Below are 17,070 nucleotides of genomic sequence, written 5' to 3'. Positions count from 1 at the left end.
CGCGGGGTCCGCCGGGACCCCGCCCCTCGCCCGGCCGGCCGCGCCGCGCCGGGCGTCGTGGCGCGGGTCGCGCCACCTGACGGGCTGGCTCCTCGCCGCGCCGCTGGCGCTGGTGCTGGCGCTGTTCCTCGTGGCCCCGATCGCCATGATCGCCGTCGTCAGCTTCTGGACGGCGACCGAGTTCTCCATCGTCCCCGCCTTCTCGCTGGAGAACTACCAGTTCCTGCTCGGCTCGGGCGTGACCTGGCGGGTGCTGCTGAACACCGTCAAGTATGCGGCGATCACCTGGGCCATCACGCTGACCCTCGGGTTCACGGTGGCCTACTTCCTCGCCTTCCACGTGCGCTCGCAGGCCTGGCAGACGGCGCTGTTCCTCCTCTGCACCATCCCGTTCTGGACCTCGAACATCATCCGCATGATCTCGTGGATCCCCTTCCTCGGGCGCGAGGGGATCGCCAACTCGGCGCTCCTGTCCTGGGGGGTGATCGACCAGCCTCTCGACTGGCTGCTGTTCTCCGACTTCTCGGTGATCCTGGCCTTCGTCCACCTTTACACGCTGTTCATGGTGGTGCCGATCTTCAACACCATGATGCGGATCGACCGCCGGCTGCTGGAGGCCGCCAGCGACGCCGGCGCGAGCGGGCTCCAGACGCTCCGCCATGTCGTGCTGCCGCTGACCCGGCCGGGGATCATGATCGGCACCATCTTCGTGCTGACGCTGGTGATGGGCGACTTCATCACCGTGCGCTTCATGTCGGGGTCGCAGTCGGCCAACGTCGGCCGGCTGATCCAGAACGACATCGGCCTGCTGCAATACCCCTCGGCCTCGGCGACCTCGGTGCTGCTGCTGATCGTCACGCTGATGGTGATCGGCGTGCTCCTGCGCCTCGTCGACATCCGCAAGGAGCTGTGATGGACCCCCGCCCCCGCTCCTTCTACGTCCTCGCCACGGTCTTCGGGCTGTTCCTGCTGTTCCTCTACGGCCCGACCATCACCATCGCGATCCTCAGCTTCCAGGGCCCCGAGGGCGGCCTCACCTTCCCGATGCGGGGCGCGTCGCTCCACTGGTTCCGCGACCTGTTCGAGCAGCAGGCGGTGGGCGACATCTGGGGCAGCTTCGGCCGCTCGCTCGTCCTCGGCCTTCTGGTCATGGCCACGACCGTCGTCGTCTCGGTCATGGGGGGCCTCGCCTTCCGCAAGCGGTTCCGGGGCTCGGGGCTGCTGTTCCAGCTCGTCATCGCCAGCCTCGTGATCCCCTCGATCCTCGTGTCGCTGGGCGTCGGCCTCATCTTCACGCAGGCCGGCCTGCCGATCCACTGGGCGACCTCGGGCTTCGGGGCGCAGCTCACCTGGACGCTGCCCTTCGGGCTCCTCATCATGTTCGCGGTCTTCAACCGCTTCGACCCGGCCTACGAGGAGGCGGCCCGCGACGGCGGCGCGACCCCCTGGCAGACCGTGCGCCACGTCGTCCTGCCGATCATCGCGCCCTCGCTCCTGGGCGTCGGGCTGTTCGGCTTCACGCTCTCCTACGACGAGTTCGCGCGCACGCTCCTCACCTCCGGCAGCCGCAACACCCTGCCGCTGGAGATCTACGGCATGACCACCAACGTCACCACGCCGGTGATCTTCGCACTGGGGACGCTGACGACCGTGTTCTCGCTCCTGGTGATCGGGGCCTTCCTGCTGACGTTGCGGATTGCGGCCCGCCGCCGCGCGCGGGCGGGATCGGACGCGGGGCGGGCCGTCTGATGCGGCTCCTCCTCGTCAACCCGAACTCCACCGCCGCGATGACGGATTCGGCCGTCGCCGTCGCCCGCCGCGTCCTGCCGGAGGCCGAGGTGCTGGGCTGGACCAACCACGACGGCCCCCCGGCGATCCAGGGACCGGCGGACGGCGCGGCGGCGGTGGCGGGCCTGCGGGCGATGCTGCCCCGCGCGCGGGCCGAAGCGGTGGATGCGCTGGTCATCGCCTGCTTCGACGACACGGGGCTCCAGGAGATCCGCGCCGCCGCCCATTGCCCGGTCATCGGCATCGGGCAGGCGGCCGTCCACCTCGCGGCGCTGCTGGTCGGGCGCTTCTCGGTGGTGACGACGCTGCCGGTCTCGGTGCCGGTGCTGGAGGGCAACATCGCCGGCTACGGCTTCGGCACCCAATGCGCCCGCGTGCGCCCCTCCGGCCTGCCGGTGCTGGAGGTGGAGGCGGGCGGGCCCGCCGTGATGGCCCGTCTGGCCGAGGAGATCGAAGCGGCCGCGCGCGAGGACGGGGCGCAGGCGGTCGTGCTGGGCTGCGCCGGCATGGCCCCGCTGCGCGCCGCGCTCCAGGCGCGCAGCCCGGTGCCCCTGGTGGACGGCGTGGAGGCCGCCGCCCTCCTCGGCAGGGCGCTCGCGGGCTGGCGCGACCTCGAACGGCCCGGTTGACCCCGCATGGCGCGAGGCCGATCCGAAAGCCCGGTCCAGGGCCCATGGCTCCGGCAACGCATCGGTCGTCATCCCAGGTCTCCGGGCCCGCAGGTTCCATCGACCATCGCCTGAGCGAGACCTCGCGGGGACCAGCGGCCGGCGCCGTGGGCCAGCGGCAGGGGCTTGACGGACCTGGGCCCATGTCATGAGCATGGCGTTGCCAAGTGCCGGCCACGTGCCGGGAACGCCATGGGGACGGGAAACAGGCGTGACAACCATCAACTGCGACATGGGCGAGGCCTTCGGCCTCTACCGCATGGGCGACGACGAGGGGCTGATGCCGCTCATCGACATCGCGAACGTGGCCTGCGGATTCCATGCCTCGGACTTCAACCACATGCGGGCCACCGTGCGGCTGGCCAGGCGGCACGGGGTCAAGGTGGGCGCGCATCCCTCGCTTCCCGACCTCCAGGGCTTCGGGCGCCGCGAGATGAGGATCGGCCGCGAGGAGATGGCGAACTGCCTGATCTACCAGATCGGCGCGCTGAAGGGCTTCCTGGAGGCCGAGGGGCTTCCGCTCAACCACGTCAAGCCGCACGGCTCGCTTTACGGGATGGCGGCGCGGATCGAGGACATCGCGCAGGCGGTCTGCGACGCGGCGGACGTGTTCAGGGTTCCGGTCCTGGGCATGGCCGGCACCCTGCACGAGCGGGTCTATCCCGCGCGCGGCCACCGCTTCGTGTCCGAGTTCTACGCCGACCTCGACTATGCCGACGACGGCAGCCTCATCATCACCCGCGCCCATGGCGAGAAGGACCCGGAGGCCGCCGCCTCGGCCTGCCTGCGCGCGGTGACGGACGGCTTGGTCACGACCGTCGGCGGCCGGGATCTGCCGGTCCGGGCCGAGTCCATCTGCGTCCATTCGGACACGCCGAACGCCGTCGCCGTGGCGCGCGCGGTGCGCGCCGCCGTCCAGTCCCACATCACTCCGTTCTGAAGGACTTGCCCCGATGGCCCACCAGATCCTGTCGCCCCTGCCGGGCACCTTCTACCAGCGGCCCGCCCCCGACCGGCCGCCCTACAAGGCCCCGGGCGACTCCGTCGCGCCAGGCGACGTGATCGGCCTCATCCAAGTGCTGCTGATGCTCGAACGGCTGATCGAGCACATCAACGGCCACGAGGGCGTCGAGTGGATGACCTTCGAGCGGATCGCCGAGGACTTCCGCGCCCGCTTCCCCTTCGACGGCGGCCAGCGGCCCGAGGTGATCTGAGCCGTTCCGGGCGCCGCCCCCCTCTCGGGGAGGAGTCCCATGTGCAACGCCTGCGGCTTTCCGGCCGCGCCCGGCCACTGGACCGAGGCGGGGGCCGTCACCCCGCACGACCGCCTGCGCGCACGGCTGCGGCGGGCGGGGATGCTGCGCGACCTGCTGCGGCCCTACGGCCTGACCGTGCATGACGACGGCCAGGTGCCGGGCCTGCAACTGTCCAACCTGTCGGGCGTCACGACGATCCTGCCCGACCTCCAGGCCCTCTGGGCCGAGGCGGAGCGGATGGCGGGCCGTCCCGTCGATCCGCTCGACCCCCGCGTCCTGGGGGACGGATGACCGCCATGGGCGAGGGGCGGATGCGCCTGACCATCCTCGGCGGCTGCTGCTCCAGACGGTGCGGCGGACCGTCCAGACCCCGGAGATCCTGCCCGAGCAGCCCGAGGCCCGCGACGACGGGACCGTGGTCTTCATCGGTCGGGGCTACTCACCCGACGACCTGCGACGCTCGCTCCGGCGCTTCACCGGCGCGACCTGACGACGGGAGGGCCGGGGCCGCCGCCCCGCCCGGCTCCCGCCCCTCAGCCCATCGCCCCGGCCCGGCGCGGGGCCAGCGTCGCGAGGTGCTCCAGCATCTCGGCCTCGCCCACCACGTCCGCATACTTGGCGTCCATGTCGAACAGGTTCGCCCGGTGCGGGTCGGGGTGCCGGTCGCCGCAGGCGTCCCCCACCACGGTCGCGAGGAACCCGTGCGACATCGCATCGACGCAGGACGCCCGCACGCAGCCCGAGGTCGTCAGCCCCGTCAGGATCGCGTTGTCGATCCCCAGCCGCGTCAGCATCGGCGCGAGCGCGGTGCCGAAGAACGCGCTCGGGTAGTGCTTCGACACCACGATCTCCCCCTCGCGCGGCTCCAGCCCCGGCGCCCAGCCCGCCGTCGCCTCCCCCGCCACGAAGCAGGACAGCGGCGCGGCCTTGTCCCAGAAGCGGCCCCCCTCCACGCCGCCCGGCGAATAGGTGACGCGCGTCAGCACCACCGGCACCCCCGTCCGGTGCGCCGCCTCGCGCAGCCGCAGGGCCGAGGCGAGCGCCGTCTCGGCCCCCTCCCCCGCATACAGCGGGCAGCCGGGGTCGTAATAGGCCATCGCGAAGTCGATCAGCACCAGCGCCGGCCGCCGGCCGAACCCGGCCCGCCGCCCATAGGCGCGCGCGTAGTTGAGCGTCAGGTCCTCGGGCATCCGTCCCCCTCCCCGTCAGGCCGCCAGGGCCCGGAAATCGCCCTCGTGATACAGGAGCGGCCCCGCCCCCTCGCCCGGCCGCCCCTCGCAGAAGGCCGTCGCCACCACCTCGCCAAAGACCAGCCGGTGCGAGCCGTAGTCCATGACGCGGGCCACCCGGCAATCGAGGCTCGCCGCCGCGCCGCCCAGCGCCGGGGCGCCGGTGGCCAGCGTCGCCCAGTCGCCCAGATCGAACCGCGTCTCGCGGTCGCGGGGCAGCGCGAAGCGCCGCGCGAGGTCCGCCTGCGACTCGGTCAGCAGGTTGACGCAGAAGACGCCCGCCGCCTCCAGATGCGGCAGGATGGACGCCGTGCGGTTCACGCAGACCAGCAGCGTCGGCGGGTCCGCCGTGACCGAGGTGACGGCGGTGGCGACCAGCCCGTGCCGCGCCCCCTCGTGCGCCGTGGCGATCAGCGACACCCCCGAGGCCAGCCGCCGCAGGGCGGTCTTGAAGGCATCCGGCGAGCAGTCAGACATGGGTCGTCTCCCTTGGTTCGGTCCGGGCCGCGAGCGCGGGCCCCAGATGTCGCGCCAGCGCGATCAGGTCGGCGTCGGCGGCCCGGCGGCCGACCAGTTGCACGCCGAGGGGCAGGTCGAAGCCCCCCAATGGCAGGGCGAGGCAGGGCACCTGCATCGCCGTGAACAGCGCGTTGAACACCGGATCGCCCGGGCCCCGCCCCAACGGCGCAAAGCCGGGCGCGGCGGGCGCCACCAGCGCGTCGAAGGGGGCGATGCGCCGCTCGAACTCCCCCCGCAGCGCGGCCAGCCGGTCCTGCGCCTCGAACGCCTGACGCGCGGTCCGTCCGCTCTCGGCCACCCGCGCATGGAAATCGGCATGAAGCCGATGCCGCCGCCCCATCGCCAGGTTGCGGAACGCCACGCCGCCCTCGGCCCAGAGGATGCGCCGGTGCAGCGCGTCCAGCTCGGCGAACTCGTCGGGCATCGGGGCGGCGACCACCTCGGCCACGGGCCCGAGCCGGTCGGGGAGCGCCGCCAGCGCCCGCCGCATCTCCGGCGACAGCCGGTCGGCGTAAGGCGTGGGCCAGAGCGCGAGCCGGGGCCGCTGGGGCACCGCCCTGTCGCCGGGCAGCATGAACACCCCGGCCAGCAGGTCCAGGTCCTCCGCCGCGCGGGCGTGGAGGCCCACGGTGTCGAAGCTCCCCGCATATCTCTTGACGCCCTCGGTCGGGATCATCCCGAACGAGGGCTTCATCCCCACGATCCCGCAGAAGGACGCGGGCCGGATGGTCGAGCCGCCCGTCTGCGTCCCCAGCGCCAGCGGCACGTGGAAGTCGGCCACCGCCGCCGCCGACCCGGCCGAGGAGCCGCCGGGGCTCCGCGCCGGATCGCGCGGGTTCGCCGTCACGGCATCGCGCCCGGCCGCCGCGAACTCGGTCGTGTCGGTCTTGCCCAGCACGATCGCCCCGGCGGCCCGCAGCATCTGCACCACCGGCGCGTCCTCGGCCGGCCGGTGCCCGCCATAGAGCGGCGAGTTGTGCGTGGTCGGCAGGTCGGCGGTGTCGATCACGTCCTTGACGCCGACCGGCAGCCCGGCCAGCGGCCGGGGGTCGTCGGCGCGGATCAGCGCCGCCTCCGCCTCGGCGCGCGGGTTGATTGCGACCCAGGCGCGCACGGTGCCATCCCGTTCCGCGATGCGCCCGAGGCAGTCGCGCACCAGCTCCAGCGCGGTCAGCCGCCCCGCCCGCATCTCGGCCCGCGCGGCGCTGGCGGTCAGCCGGTGCGCCCCGCTCATGGCCGCGCCTCGTGGAAGTCGGTGACCTGCTGGAACGCCATGGCGACATCCAGGCAGAGGCCATCGTCGCCCGGCCGCCCCACCACCTGCACGCCCAAGGGCAGCCCGTTCGGCCCCAGCCCCGCCGGCATCATCAGCGCCGGGAAGCCGGTGTAGTCGAAGACCATGGTGTTGCGCGAGATGATCGCGAAGCCCTCCGCCCGCCCGTCCACCTCGATGGTGAGGTCCGCGAGCCGCCCCGCCTCCCCGCCCAGGCCCGGCGTCAGCAGCACGTCCACCCCCTCCATGACCCGCGCCAAGGCCCCCATCAGCTCCGCCCGCATCAGCATCGCCTCGGCGTAGCGCGCGCCCGACACGGCCTCGCCCCGCTCCAGCCGCGCGACGAGGCCCGCGTCCTGCTCCCCCCGCCGCGCCCGCGTCCAGCCCTGCACGGCCGCCGCCTCGGCCGTCAGGATGTCCCAGGCGGCGTCATGGTGCGCCCCCAGGTCCAGCCCCCGCGCATCCAGCGGCACCAGCGCCGCCCCCGCCGCCTCCATCACCTGCGCCGCCGCGCGCCACGCGCCCAGCACGGCCCCGTCCACGCCCTCGTCGAACCACCCCGACGGCAGGCCCACGCGCAGCCCCCGCACCCCCCGCGCCGGCCCCACCGTCGTCTTTCCGGCCAGAACCCCCAGCGCCAGCGTCAGGTCGCGCGCCGACCGCGCCATCGGCCCCGGATGATCCAGCGTCCAGCTCAGCGTCGCGATCCCGTCGCGCGGCAGCAGCCCCCGCGTCGGCTTCAGCCCCGTGGTCCCGCACCAGCAGGACGGCACCCGGATCGACCCGCCGGTGTCCGTCCCCAGCGCCAGCGGCACCAGCCGCCGCGCCAGCGCCGCGCCCGAGCCCGTCGAGCTCCCCCCCGTCCAGCGCCCGGCGTCCCAGGGGTTCGTCACCACCCCATGCCGGGGGTTGAACGGCGACCCCGCCGCGAACTCCGTGGTCGCCAGCATCGCCAGCGGGATCGCCCCCGCCGCCCGCAGCCGCGCGACCACCGCCGAATCCGCCACGGCCCGCCGGTCGCCCGTCACCACCGACCCGCAGGTGACGACCGCCCCCGCCACGTCGATGATCGCCTTGACGCCGAAGGGCACCCCCTCCAGCGCCCGCGCGGTCCCGTCGCGCCATCGCCGCTCGGACTCGGCCACCGCCGCCGCGACGGGCAGCACCGACAGCACCGCCTCGCCCGCGCGTTCATCGCCCGCCCGCCGCGCCGCCAGCGCCGCGACGGCCTCCGACACCGGCAGCCCCCCGGCGAACCCCGCCAGCAGCTCCGCGACCCCGGCCAGCCCCGGATCGCCGCACCCGCCCGCCGCCGCCACGGCGGGCAGCGCCAGCCCCCCGGGCTCCAGCCCCAGGGGCCAGCCGGGCGCCATCCCCGCCCCCCGATCGAGGGGCGGGACCGCGCCGACGCGCTCCATCCGCATCAGGCGGCGACGGCCAGCCGGCTCGCCCGGCAGTCCATCAGCGGCTGGATGCGCGTCCCGAAGGCGTCCAGCCCCACCAGGAAGTCGTCGAAGGTCATCATGATGCCCTTCACCCCCTCCACGGCGGCGATCTCGTCCAGCATCCGCGCGATGGTGGCGTAGGACCCGACCAGCGTCCCCATGTTGAAGTTCACCGCCCCCTCGGGAAGGTTGATGTGCTTGGCGGTCGAGGACGCGTCCGCCTTGGTGTCCTTCGACCCCTGGTCCGCCATCCAGGCCAGCGCGTCCGCGTCCACGCCCGACCGGTACAGCTCCCACTTGGCCTGGGCGGCCTCGTCGGTCTCGTCGGCGATCACCATGAACAGCACGTAGGCCCCCACGTCGCGGCCCGTCTCCCGGCTCGCCTCCACCAGCGGCGCGACGCCGGGCGCGAAGGCGGTGGGCGTGTTCACCCCGGTCCCCATGACGAAGTTGTAGTCCGCGTACTCGGCCGCGAACCTCATCCCCGACGGGCTCTGCCCGGCGGCGACGATCTTGATGGGCGACGACGGCGGCGGCGACATCCGGCAGTCGTCCATCCGGAAGTGCGTGCCGTGATGCGTGCACGACCCCTCGGACCACAGGTCCTTCATGATCTTCACGTATTCGCCGGCATAGTCGTAGCGGTAGCCGAAGTAGTCGTCCCCCGGCCACAGGCCCATCTGGGTGTATTCGGCCTTGGCCCAGCCGGTGACGATGTTCACGCCGATCCGCCCCGGCGCGATGCTGTCGAGCGTCGTCGCCATCCGCGCCACGATGGCGGGCGGCAGCGTCAGGATCGCCGTGGAGGCGACCAGCGTGATCCGGCTCGTCGCCGCCGCCAGCCCCGCCATCAGCGTGAAGCTTTCCAGGTTGTGGTCCCAGAACTCCGTCTCGCCGCCAAAGCCGCGCAGCTTGATCATCGACAAGGCGAAGTCGAGCCCGTAGCCCTCGGCCTTCTGGACGATCGCCTTGTTCAGCTCGAAGCTCGGCATGTACTGCGGCGCGGTCCGGGAGATCAGCCAGCCGTTGTTCCCGATCGGGATGAAGACGCCCATGTCCATGGTGGGACCCTCTCTGTCGATTGTTGTTCATGTGCGGACATGACTGGATCAGGTCCGGACATACCTAGCGCAAGTCCGGACATTCACGAAATGCTCAAGTCCGGACCCATTCAAGATCATGTCCGGACAGCCTCGTGGTCATGTCCGGACCAGGTATCTGGCCATGACCAGACCTTTGGCCTGCTCATGTCCATACATTCCGAATCGAACAGGGTCGGTGTCCAGACGTTTCTGTTCGGACATGAGCAGAACCCCGCCGAAGGACGGGGTTCTGCGGGATCGACGGGCAGGGCGACGGGCGGGCGCTGAAAACGCGGGCAGGCCGCGAGCGGTCAGGCGGAGGACAGGGTCGTCCGGTAGACGAAGGTCTCGGGATAGCTCTGGATCGCGTATTCCAGCAGCCGCCCGCCCGCGCCGATGTAGCGCCGGCGGAGCTGGAGGCCGGGGCTTCCGGTCCTCACGCCCAGCGCCACCGCGATCTCGGCCTCGACGGCCCAGGGCCGGATCTCCTGCTGGATCTCGGCGATGCGCTCGCCCGTATGGGCCTCCACGAGCTGGAACAGCGCCGTCCGAAGCACGATGACCCCCTCCAGGATCGCCCCGAGCCCGTGGTCGAGGAAGATCTCGTTCCAGCAGAACGGCCGGTCCTCCCCCGCGATGTAGCGGGGCCCGGCCCGGTAATGCCACTTCCGCCCGCTCCGGCAGCCCAGTTCGATGGCGAGAGGCCCGCGCGCGGTGGTGACGCCCGAGACGTGGAACGGCAGCTCCGTCTCGCGCGCGAAGTCGAACAGGTCATGCCGCGATTCGCTGCGGAACCGGGTGCGCCAGTCGCTCTCGACCGGCTCGACCCGCGTGCCCACCCCCTTGCGCGCCGTCAGCCGCCCCCGCTGCCGAAGCTGGGCGATGGCCTGCCGGACGGTGTGCCGGCTCACCTCCATCTGCGTCGCCAGGTCGTCCTCGGGCGGCAGCAGGCTGCCCACCGGCCAGGTGTTGTCCGCGATCCTCTGCTCGATGCGGTGCGCCACCTGCAAGTAAAGCGGGGTTGCCCGGTCGTCCTTGGCCATTTCTTCTCCCAAGCGGTCGGCCCGCACTTGTCATGTCCGGACTTATGCTGTCTTGTTGCCGGCATTCCCGGATCATGTTCGGACATTCTACCCGATGACCCATACCCTGTCGAGCGACGGCCCCGCCCCGGCGCGCCCCCTGGCCATGCTGGCGCTGATGACCGCGGTGCAGATCGCCGGGACCGCCTCCATCCTGGCGCTCACCGCGCTCGCGCCCGAGGCGGCGGCGACGCTGGGCGTGGGCTCGCACTGGATCGGTTACCAGATCAGCCTCATCTACTTCGCCGGGATGTTCGCCTCGGCGATCGCCGGCAGCGTCGTCGGCTGGCTCCAGGCCGAACGGGTGATCGCGCTCGAGCTCGGGCTGTTCGGGCTGGGCCTCTGGGGCGTGGCGCTGGGCTCGTTCCCGGCGCTGATCCTCGCCTCGGGCGCGCTGGGGGTGGCCTACGGCCTCAACAACCCCGCCTCCTCCGAGCTCCTGAGCCGCGAGGGCCGCCGCGCCAACGTGTCCCTGGTCTTCTCCATCAAGCAGAGCGGGGTGCCGCTCGGCGCGGTCGTCGCCAACATGGCGCTTCCCGCCCTCGCCCTCCACCTGGGCGCGTCGTGGCAGCTCGCCGTCGCGGGCTTCGCGGTCCTGCCGCTGGGCCTCATGCTGCTGTCGCTGCGGATGCTGCCCTGGACGCCGCCGCGCCCCCGCCCCGGCGCGCGCGCGCTGTGGGCCGCCGTCCTGGCCGAGCAGCGGGCCATCGGCCGGAGCCGCCCCCTCGCCACGCTGGCGGCGCTGGGCGGGCTCTATTCGGCGCTCCAGCTCATCGTCACGGCGTTCGCCGTGGTCTCGCTGGTGGACCAGGGCTGGAGCCTGATCGCCGCCGGCGGCGTCGGCGCGGCGCTGCAACTGGCGGGCGCGGCGGGGCGGATCGGCTGGGGGATCGTGGGCGACCGCATCGGCGGCTTTCGGACGCTGGGGCTGATCGGCGCGCTGGCGGGGGCGTTCTCGCTGGCGCTGGGCTGGGGGCCGCGCCTGCCCGACGCCGTGGAGGTGGCGGTGATGATCGGGCTGGGTGGCGTCGCGGTGGGCTGGAACGGCGTGTTCCTGGCGCTGACCGCGCGCAACGCGCCGGGCGGCCGGGTCGGCGCCAACACCGGCGCGATCCTCGTCTACACCTTCCTCGGCGTGATCCTGGGCCCGTCGATCTTCGCCCTGGCCTATCAGGTCACGGGCTCCTACGCCGCCTGCTTCGCGCTGTTCTCGACCCTGGGCTTCCTCGGCGCGGCCCTGTCCTGGGCCTGCCTCGCGCAGGACCCGCCGCGATCCTGACCAAAGCGCCCGTTTCATGGACAGGTCCGGACTTGTTCCGACGAAATGACCGGACATGAGCACGAAACGGTTGTGCGCCGCAGATGTCCGGACAAATGTGGATCGTGACCGGGATCATGTCCGGACATGATCTTGCAATCGCCTCCGAACCAGCCGAACCAGGGACATCTCCATGAACACGCGTCTTTGCGCCGCCACCGCGCTGCTGATCCTCCCCGCCCAAGCCGCCCTCTCCGACGCGAAGGTCGACGCCCAGGCCGTGCTCGACGCGCATCGCGTCGTCCCCGACTTCGCGCCGCAGGGCGAGCCCTTCGACGCCCAGGCCTGCATGGCCGACAAGAAGGTGTTCTCCATCCCGATCACCATGATCGTGCCGTTCGTGGTCGAGCTGGAGCGCGCCATGACGCGCGCCGCCGAGGAGGTGGGCTTCGAATACACCGTCTGGGAGAACCAGGGCACCTCGGACGCCTGGATCCAAGGCGTGAACCAGGCGATCAGCCAGGGCTACGACCTCGTGGACGTGACCGGCGGCCTCAACCCGGCGGTGCTGGGCCCGCAGTTGCAGGAGGCCAAGGCGGCCGGGATGAAGGTGACGACGACCCACCTTTACGACGACACCCAGACGCAGGAGGCCTTCGTGGACGCCTCGGCCAAGGTGCCGTTCTCCACGGCCGGGGAGATCCTCGCCTCCTGGGCCTATCTGGAGACGGGGGGCGCGCCCAACGTCCTCATCATCGGCTCGGACGAGGTGCTGCCCACCGGGCCCTTCGTGCAGTCGATCCAGGACACGCTCGCGGCCTACTGCCCGGACTGCAAGCAGACCTACATCAACGTCCCCGTCACCGAATGGGCGACCAAGATCCAGTCGGGCGTGCAGTCGGCGCTGCTGGCCGACCCCACGATCAACTATATCCTGCCGATCTACGACAGCATGTCCCAGTTCGTCGTCCCCGCCCTGCGGATCGCCGGGGCGACCGACCTGGGCATCGCCAGCTTCAACGGCACGCCCTTCGTCCTCGACATGATCCGCGAGGGCACGGTGCAGATGAACATCGGCGAGAGCCTGGGCTGGGCCGGCTACGCCGCCATCGACGCGCAGATGCGGCTCCTGTGCGGCCTGCCGGTCCCGGAAAGCCTGGGCATCCCGCTCCTCATCTTCGACGCGGACAACGTCGAGACGGCGGGCGTCCCGGCCGACTTCGACAGCGGCTACGGCGACGAGCACCTCGCAGGGTTCCGCGCCCTCTGGATGCTGGAGAACTGACATGACGCTGGTGGACCTGGCCGCCCCCGACCGCCTGCCGGGCAGCGGCAAGCACCCGGCCGAGGTGCTGCGGATGGAGAACGTTCGGATGAGGTTCGGACCCGTGGAGGTGCTGAAGGGCGTCTCCCTCGGCCTGCGCCGCAAGGAGATCCTGGGGCTTCTGGGCGCGAACGGATCGGGCAAGTCCACCCTCATCAAGGTGCTGGCCGGCTTCAACTCGCCCGAGCCGGAAAGCCGGGTCCGGCTCTGGGGCGACGACCTGCCCCTGCCGCTGGACGCGGCGCTGATCCGCCGCAAGGGCGTAGCCTTCGTCCACCAGCATCTCGGGTTGATCCCCAGCCTGCGGGTCATCGACAACATGATCCTGTCGAACGACCGCCTGCATCCCCTGGGCATCGCCTGGGGACGCGAGGCGCGGCGGCTGCGCGGGCTCTTCGCCGAGTTCGGGCTGGCCATCGACCCGCTCGCCCCAGTCGAGTCGCTGGCTCCGGTCCAGCGCGCCTTCGTCGCCATCGTGCGCGCCTTCGACGACCTGCGCCGCTCCGAGGCGGGCCGCGCCGGCGAGGGCGTCCTCGTGCTCGACGAGCCCACGCCCTTCCTGTCGGGCGAGGACGTGGAGAAGCTGTTCGCGCTGCTGCGCGGCATCCGGGCGACCGGGGCCAGCGTCATCATCGTCACCCACGACATCGACGAGGTGCTGGCGATCACCGACCGGGTGGCCGTCATGCGCGACGGGCGGCTCGCCGCGATGATGACCACGGCCGAGACGACGCGGCAGGAGATCCTCGACGCCATCGTCGGGCGGGCGGTGGAGACGTTCCGGCGGCCGTCGCGTCCCGCGCCCACGGGCGTCGCGGCGCGGCTTGCCGGCATCGCGGGGGGTCAACTCGACCCCTTCGACCTGACGCTCGCGCCGGGCGAGGTGGTGGGCGTCACCGGGCTTATCGGCTCGGGCTTCGCCGATGTGCCCTATCTTGCCTTCGGGGCCGCGCCGGGCACGGGTCGGGTCGAGATCGGCGGCCAAGCCCTCGATGTCGCGCGACTGACCCCCGCGCGGGCGGTGGCGGCGGGGATGGGGCTGATCCCCGGCGACCGCCTGCACCAGAGCTGCATCGTCGCGCTGTCCGTGACCGACAACGCGACGATGCTGGCCCTGCCCCGCCTGCGGCGCGGCCCCGCGCTCGACCGCGCGGCGATGACGCGGGCGACCGAGGCGCTGGTCGCTGCCCATGACGTGCGCCCGCCCCGGCCGGGGCACCTGCTGGGCGCGCTGTCCGGCGGCAACCAGCAGAAGGTCGTGCTGGGCAAGTGGCTGGCCGAGGAGCCCCGGCTCCTCCTGCTCGACGAGCCGACGCAGGGCGTGGACTTCGGCGCGCGCCAGCAGATCTTCGCGGCCATCGACGCCGCCGCCGCGCGGGGGACGGCCGTGCTTTGCGCCAGCACCGACGCCGAGCAGCTTTCGCAGATCTGCGACCGCGTGATCGTCTTCGCCAAGGGCCGCCCCGTGGCCGAGCTGACCGGCGCGCAGGTGGAGAAATCCGTCATCGCCCGGACCTGCTTCCTGGGCGTCCCGCCCGCCCCCGCCCCATCCCCGTCCCTGCAAGAGGGCCTCGCATGACCGCCACCCCCCTTCCCGCCGTCCGCGCGCCCATCGACTGGAAGCTCCAGGCCGAGCGGTTCGCCCTCCTCGCCGCCTGGGCCGCGCTGATCGGCCTGTTCGCGGTGCTGATCCCCGGCACCTTCCTGACCTGGCGCACCTTCTCGTCGATCCTGGGCTCGCAGGCGGTGCTGGTGGTGCTGGCGCTGGGCCTTCTGCTGCCGCTGACGGCGGGCGACTTCGACCTGTCGGCGGCCTCGGTGCTGGTCTTCTCGGCGATGTTCGTGGCGGTGTCGAACGTCACCTGGGGCTGGCCGATCGGGCTGTCGCTGCTGGGCGCGCTGGCGACCGGCGCGATCGTGGGCGCGCTCAACGCCTGGTTCATCCTGTTCTTCCGCATCCATTCGCTGATCGTGACGCTGGGGCTCGGGACCTTCCTCAACGGCATGACGCTGTGGCTCTCGGGCTCGCAGACCATCTCGGGCATCTCCATGACGCTGGTGGATGCCGTGGTCATCACCCGCATCCTCGGCATCCCGGCGGCCTTCTGGTACGGCCTCGCGCTGTGCCTCGTGCTTTGGTACGCGCTGGAATGGTCCATGGCCGGGCGGCGGCTGCTGTTCGTCGGGCGCGGGCGCGAGGTCGCGCGGCTCAACGGCATCTCGGTGGACCGCACCCGCGCCGCCGCCCTGATCCTGTCGGGCGCGCTGTCGGCGCTCGCCGGGGTGCTTTACGCCGGGATGACCGGCTCGGCTGATCCGGTGTCGGGCCAGGGGCTGCTGCTGCCGGCCTTCGCGGCGGCCTTCCTGGGGGCGACGGCGATCTATCCGGGCCGCTTCAACCCCCTGGGCACGCTGCTGTCGGTCTATTTCCTCATCACCGGCATCACCGGGCTGTCGATGCTGGGCGCCGCCGCCCACGTCCAGAGCCTGTTCTACGGCGGGGCCCTCGTGGTCGCGGTCGCGCTGAGCCAGCTCGTCCGCAAGCGCCAGCCCCAGAACTTCGGCTAAGGGAGGCCACCCATGGACCTGACCGACTACCTCGGGCGCCCGCCCACGCCCAGCGAGACCGCGATCTTCCGCGACCAGCAGGCGCGGCTCGGCCCCGGCATCTTCGAGAACCCGCTGCTGCGGTCCGAGATCGTGGAAGGCATCGCCTTCGTGCCGCGCGCCGCGCGCCTGATGACGACCCGCCCGCTGATCGAGCCGGAGCTGCCCCAATGACGGGTCGCATCGAAATCCGCCGCCGGGCCTATCTCGCCGGGGCCTTCTCCCTGGAGGAGGAGGCCGACCGCGCGCTGGGCCGCCTGCGCGCCCTGCCCATGGCCGAGACGCCCTTCGCGGCGCTGGAGCCGGCGCGCAGCCTCGCGCAGGCCGCCGCCCTGGACCGCGCCCGCGCGCGGGGCGATGCGCTGGGGCCACTTGCCGGGGCGCTCCTCGCGCACAAGGACATGTTCGACCGCGAGGGTTTCTCGACCGGCTTCGGCGCGCATTTCAGCCGCCGCCAGCCGGCCGCCGGGACCGCCACCGTGCTGTCGCGCCTCGACGCGGCCGGACAGGTGGACCTCGGCCGGCTGAAGATGTCCGAGTTCGCGATGGGGCCGACCGGGCACAACCACCACCACGGAATGCCGGCGAATCCCGCCGTTCCGGGCGCGATCACCGGGGGCTCCTCCTCGGGATCGGGCGCGGCGGTGGCGGCGGGGCACGTCGCCGCGGCGCTGGGCTCGGACACCGGCGGGTCGATCCGGCTGCCGGCGGCCTGCAACGGCGTCGTCGGCTTCAAGCCGACGCAGGGCCGCGCGCCGATGGACCGGACCATGCCGCTCGGCTACAGCCAGGACTGCGTGGGGCCGCTGGCCGCGACCGTGGCCGACGCGCAGGCGGTGCTGTCGCTGATCGCGCCGCTGCCGCCGGCCGCGCCCAAGCCGGTCCCGGTGGCCGAGCTTCGGGTCGGCTTCGACACGGGTGCCTTCACCGATGGGATCAGCGCCCGGATGCGCCACGCCCTGTCCGATCTCGTGGCCCGCCTCGCGGCGATGGGCGCGCGCCCCGTGGGGCTCGACCTCGCCTTCCTGTCCCATCTGGGCGAGCCCGCCAACGTCACCGCCATGGCCGAGGCGGCGGCGGTCCACGCCGACGCGCTGGCGCTGGCGCCCGACAGCTACGGGCCGCAGGTGCGGGCGCGGCTGGTGCAGGCGGCGGCCATCCCGGCGCACGCCTACCTGCGCGCCCAGCAGATCCGCCGCGTCGCCCACGATCGCCTGACGGCCGAGGCCTTCGGCCGGGTGGACCTCCTCCTCCTGCCCACCCTCGCCGACACGCCGCCGCAGGCCGCCCTGCTGGATGTCGGCGACGGGCCGGGGGTGGACTCGGTGGTCGCCGGGCTGACCCGGCTGACCCGGCCGGCCTCGTTCCTGGGGCTGCCCGCGCTGTCGCTGCCCATCGCCCGCCTTGCGGACGGCCCGCTCTCGGTGCAGGTCATCGGCCCCGCCTGGGCGGACGACCGCGTGGCGGCGCTGGCCCTGACCATCGAGACCGCCCTCGCCCTCCCGGCGATCCAACCCGAACCCGAATACGCCTGAGAGG

At 72.6% G+C, this 17,070-nt stretch carries 19 protein-coding genes; 13 read left to right on the top strand and 6 right to left on the bottom strand.

What is annotated here, in order from left to right; all coding sequences use genetic code 11:
• Positions 1–76: 76 nt before the first annotated feature.
• From J2Z33_RS10640 to J2Z33_RS10610, 7 genes are all read left to right on the top strand, one after another.
• Entirely contained in the window at positions 77–913 is an 837-nt protein-coding gene (locus J2Z33_RS10640) for an ABC transporter permease (RefSeq protein ID WP_245218780.1), read from the top strand.
• Positions 913–1,749 (top strand): ABC transporter permease, encoded by an 837-nt coding sequence (locus J2Z33_RS10635; protein ID WP_209840642.1) that lies wholly within the window; start codon positions 913–915, stop codon positions 1,747–1,749. Before J2Z33_RS10640 ends, J2Z33_RS10635 begins: the two co-directional genes overlap by 1 nt.
• Positions 1,749–2,417, top strand: a complete 669-nt coding sequence (locus tag J2Z33_RS10630) for an aspartate/glutamate racemase family protein (RefSeq protein WP_209840639.1) — start codon at positions 1,749–1,751, stop codon at positions 2,415–2,417. Before J2Z33_RS10635 ends, J2Z33_RS10630 begins: the two co-directional genes overlap by 1 nt.
• A gap of 250 nt (positions 2,418–2,667) precedes the next feature.
• Positions 2,668–3,396, top strand: coding sequence for a LamB/YcsF family protein (locus tag J2Z33_RS10625; protein ID WP_342454166.1), 729 nt, complete (start codon positions 2,668–2,670; stop codon positions 3,394–3,396).
• Positions 3,397–3,409: 13 nt separating this feature from the next.
• Positions 3,410–3,670, top strand: a complete 261-nt coding sequence (locus J2Z33_RS10620; RefSeq protein WP_245218766.1) for a biotin/lipoyl attachment domain-containing protein — start codon at positions 3,410–3,412, stop codon at positions 3,668–3,670.
• A gap of 39 nt (positions 3,671–3,709) precedes the next feature.
• Complete coding sequence (locus tag J2Z33_RS10615) at positions 3,710–4,003, top strand: hypothetical protein (RefSeq protein ID WP_209840637.1); 294 nt, start codon at positions 3,710–3,712, stop codon at positions 4,001–4,003.
• On the top strand, positions 3,969–4,202 hold the full coding sequence (locus J2Z33_RS10610; protein ID WP_209840779.1) for a CobW C-terminal domain-containing protein: 234 nt from the start codon (positions 3,969–3,971) through the stop codon (positions 4,200–4,202). Before J2Z33_RS10615 ends, J2Z33_RS10610 begins: the two co-directional genes overlap by 35 nt.
• Positions 4,203–4,245: 43 nt before the next feature.
• On the opposite strand, the gene J2Z33_RS10605 is transcribed toward J2Z33_RS10610, so the two are convergent.
• The 6 genes from J2Z33_RS10605 to J2Z33_RS10580 all read right to left on the bottom strand — a co-directional run bounded on the left by J2Z33_RS10605 (position 4,246) and on the right by J2Z33_RS10580 (position 10,303).
• Positions 4,246–4,902, bottom strand: a complete 657-nt coding sequence (locus tag J2Z33_RS10605; protein ID WP_209840636.1) for an isochorismatase family protein — start codon at positions 4,900–4,902, stop codon at positions 4,246–4,248.
• A gap of 15 nt (positions 4,903–4,917) precedes the next feature.
• Positions 4,918–5,418, bottom strand: a complete 501-nt coding sequence (locus J2Z33_RS10600) for a flavin reductase family protein (RefSeq protein ID WP_209840634.1) — start codon at positions 5,416–5,418, stop codon at positions 4,918–4,920.
• Positions 5,411–6,694 (bottom strand): amidase, encoded by a 1,284-nt coding sequence (locus J2Z33_RS10595; protein WP_209840632.1) that lies wholly within the window; start codon positions 6,692–6,694, stop codon positions 5,411–5,413. The genes J2Z33_RS10600 and J2Z33_RS10595 overlap by 8 nt, the downstream gene beginning before the upstream one ends.
• A complete protein-coding gene (locus J2Z33_RS10590) occupies positions 6,691–8,106 on the bottom strand; it encodes an amidase (protein WP_209840631.1) in 1,416 nt (471 codons plus the stop codon). The genes J2Z33_RS10595 and J2Z33_RS10590 overlap by 4 nt, the downstream gene beginning before the upstream one ends.
• 50 nt (positions 8,107–8,156) lie before the next feature.
• Positions 8,157–9,239 (bottom strand): pyrimidine utilization protein A, encoded by a 1,083-nt coding sequence (gene rutA, locus J2Z33_RS10585; RefSeq protein ID WP_209840629.1) that lies wholly within the window; start codon positions 9,237–9,239, stop codon positions 8,157–8,159.
• Positions 9,240–9,571: 332 nt separating this feature from the next.
• Complete coding sequence (locus tag J2Z33_RS10580; protein WP_209840627.1) at positions 9,572–10,303, bottom strand: GntR family transcriptional regulator; 732 nt, start codon at positions 10,301–10,303, stop codon at positions 9,572–9,574.
• A gap of 94 nt (positions 10,304–10,397) precedes the next feature.
• Between J2Z33_RS10580 and J2Z33_RS10575 the strand changes: the two genes are divergently transcribed.
• The 6 genes from J2Z33_RS10575 (at position 10,398) to J2Z33_RS10550 (ending at position 17,066) form a co-directional block, all read left to right on the top strand.
• A complete protein-coding gene (locus tag J2Z33_RS10575) occupies positions 10,398–11,621 on the top strand; it encodes an MFS transporter (RefSeq protein ID WP_209840625.1) in 1,224 nt (407 codons plus the stop codon).
• A gap of 172 nt (positions 11,622–11,793) precedes the next feature.
• Positions 11,794–12,885, top strand: coding sequence for a sugar ABC transporter substrate-binding protein (locus J2Z33_RS10570; protein WP_209840623.1), 1,092 nt, complete (start codon positions 11,794–11,796; stop codon positions 12,883–12,885).
• Between the two features lies 1 nt (position 12,886).
• Positions 12,887–14,503, top strand: a complete 1,617-nt coding sequence (locus J2Z33_RS10565) for a sugar ABC transporter ATP-binding protein (RefSeq protein WP_209840621.1) — start codon at positions 12,887–12,889, stop codon at positions 14,501–14,503.
• A complete protein-coding gene (locus J2Z33_RS10560; RefSeq protein ID WP_209840619.1) occupies positions 14,500–15,492 on the top strand; it encodes an ABC transporter permease in 993 nt (330 codons plus the stop codon). The genes J2Z33_RS10565 and J2Z33_RS10560 overlap by 4 nt, the downstream gene beginning before the upstream one ends.
• 12 nt (positions 15,493–15,504) lie before the next feature.
• Positions 15,505–15,705 (top strand): hypothetical protein, encoded by a 201-nt coding sequence (locus J2Z33_RS10555; protein ID WP_209840617.1) that lies wholly within the window; start codon positions 15,505–15,507, stop codon positions 15,703–15,705.
• Complete coding sequence (locus tag J2Z33_RS10550) at positions 15,702–17,066, top strand: amidase (RefSeq protein ID WP_209840615.1); 1,365 nt, start codon at positions 15,702–15,704, stop codon at positions 17,064–17,066. The genes J2Z33_RS10555 and J2Z33_RS10550 overlap by 4 nt, the downstream gene beginning before the upstream one ends.
• Positions 17,067–17,070: the final 4 nt, after the last annotated feature.

The organism is Rubellimicrobium aerolatum (assembly GCF_017872975.1).
Lineage (GTDB): Bacteria > Pseudomonadota > Alphaproteobacteria > Rhodobacterales > Rhodobacteraceae > Rubellimicrobium > Rubellimicrobium aerolatum.
Note: the sequence above shows the minus strand (reverse complement) of the source record. Positions and strands in the feature narration are given on the sequence as shown.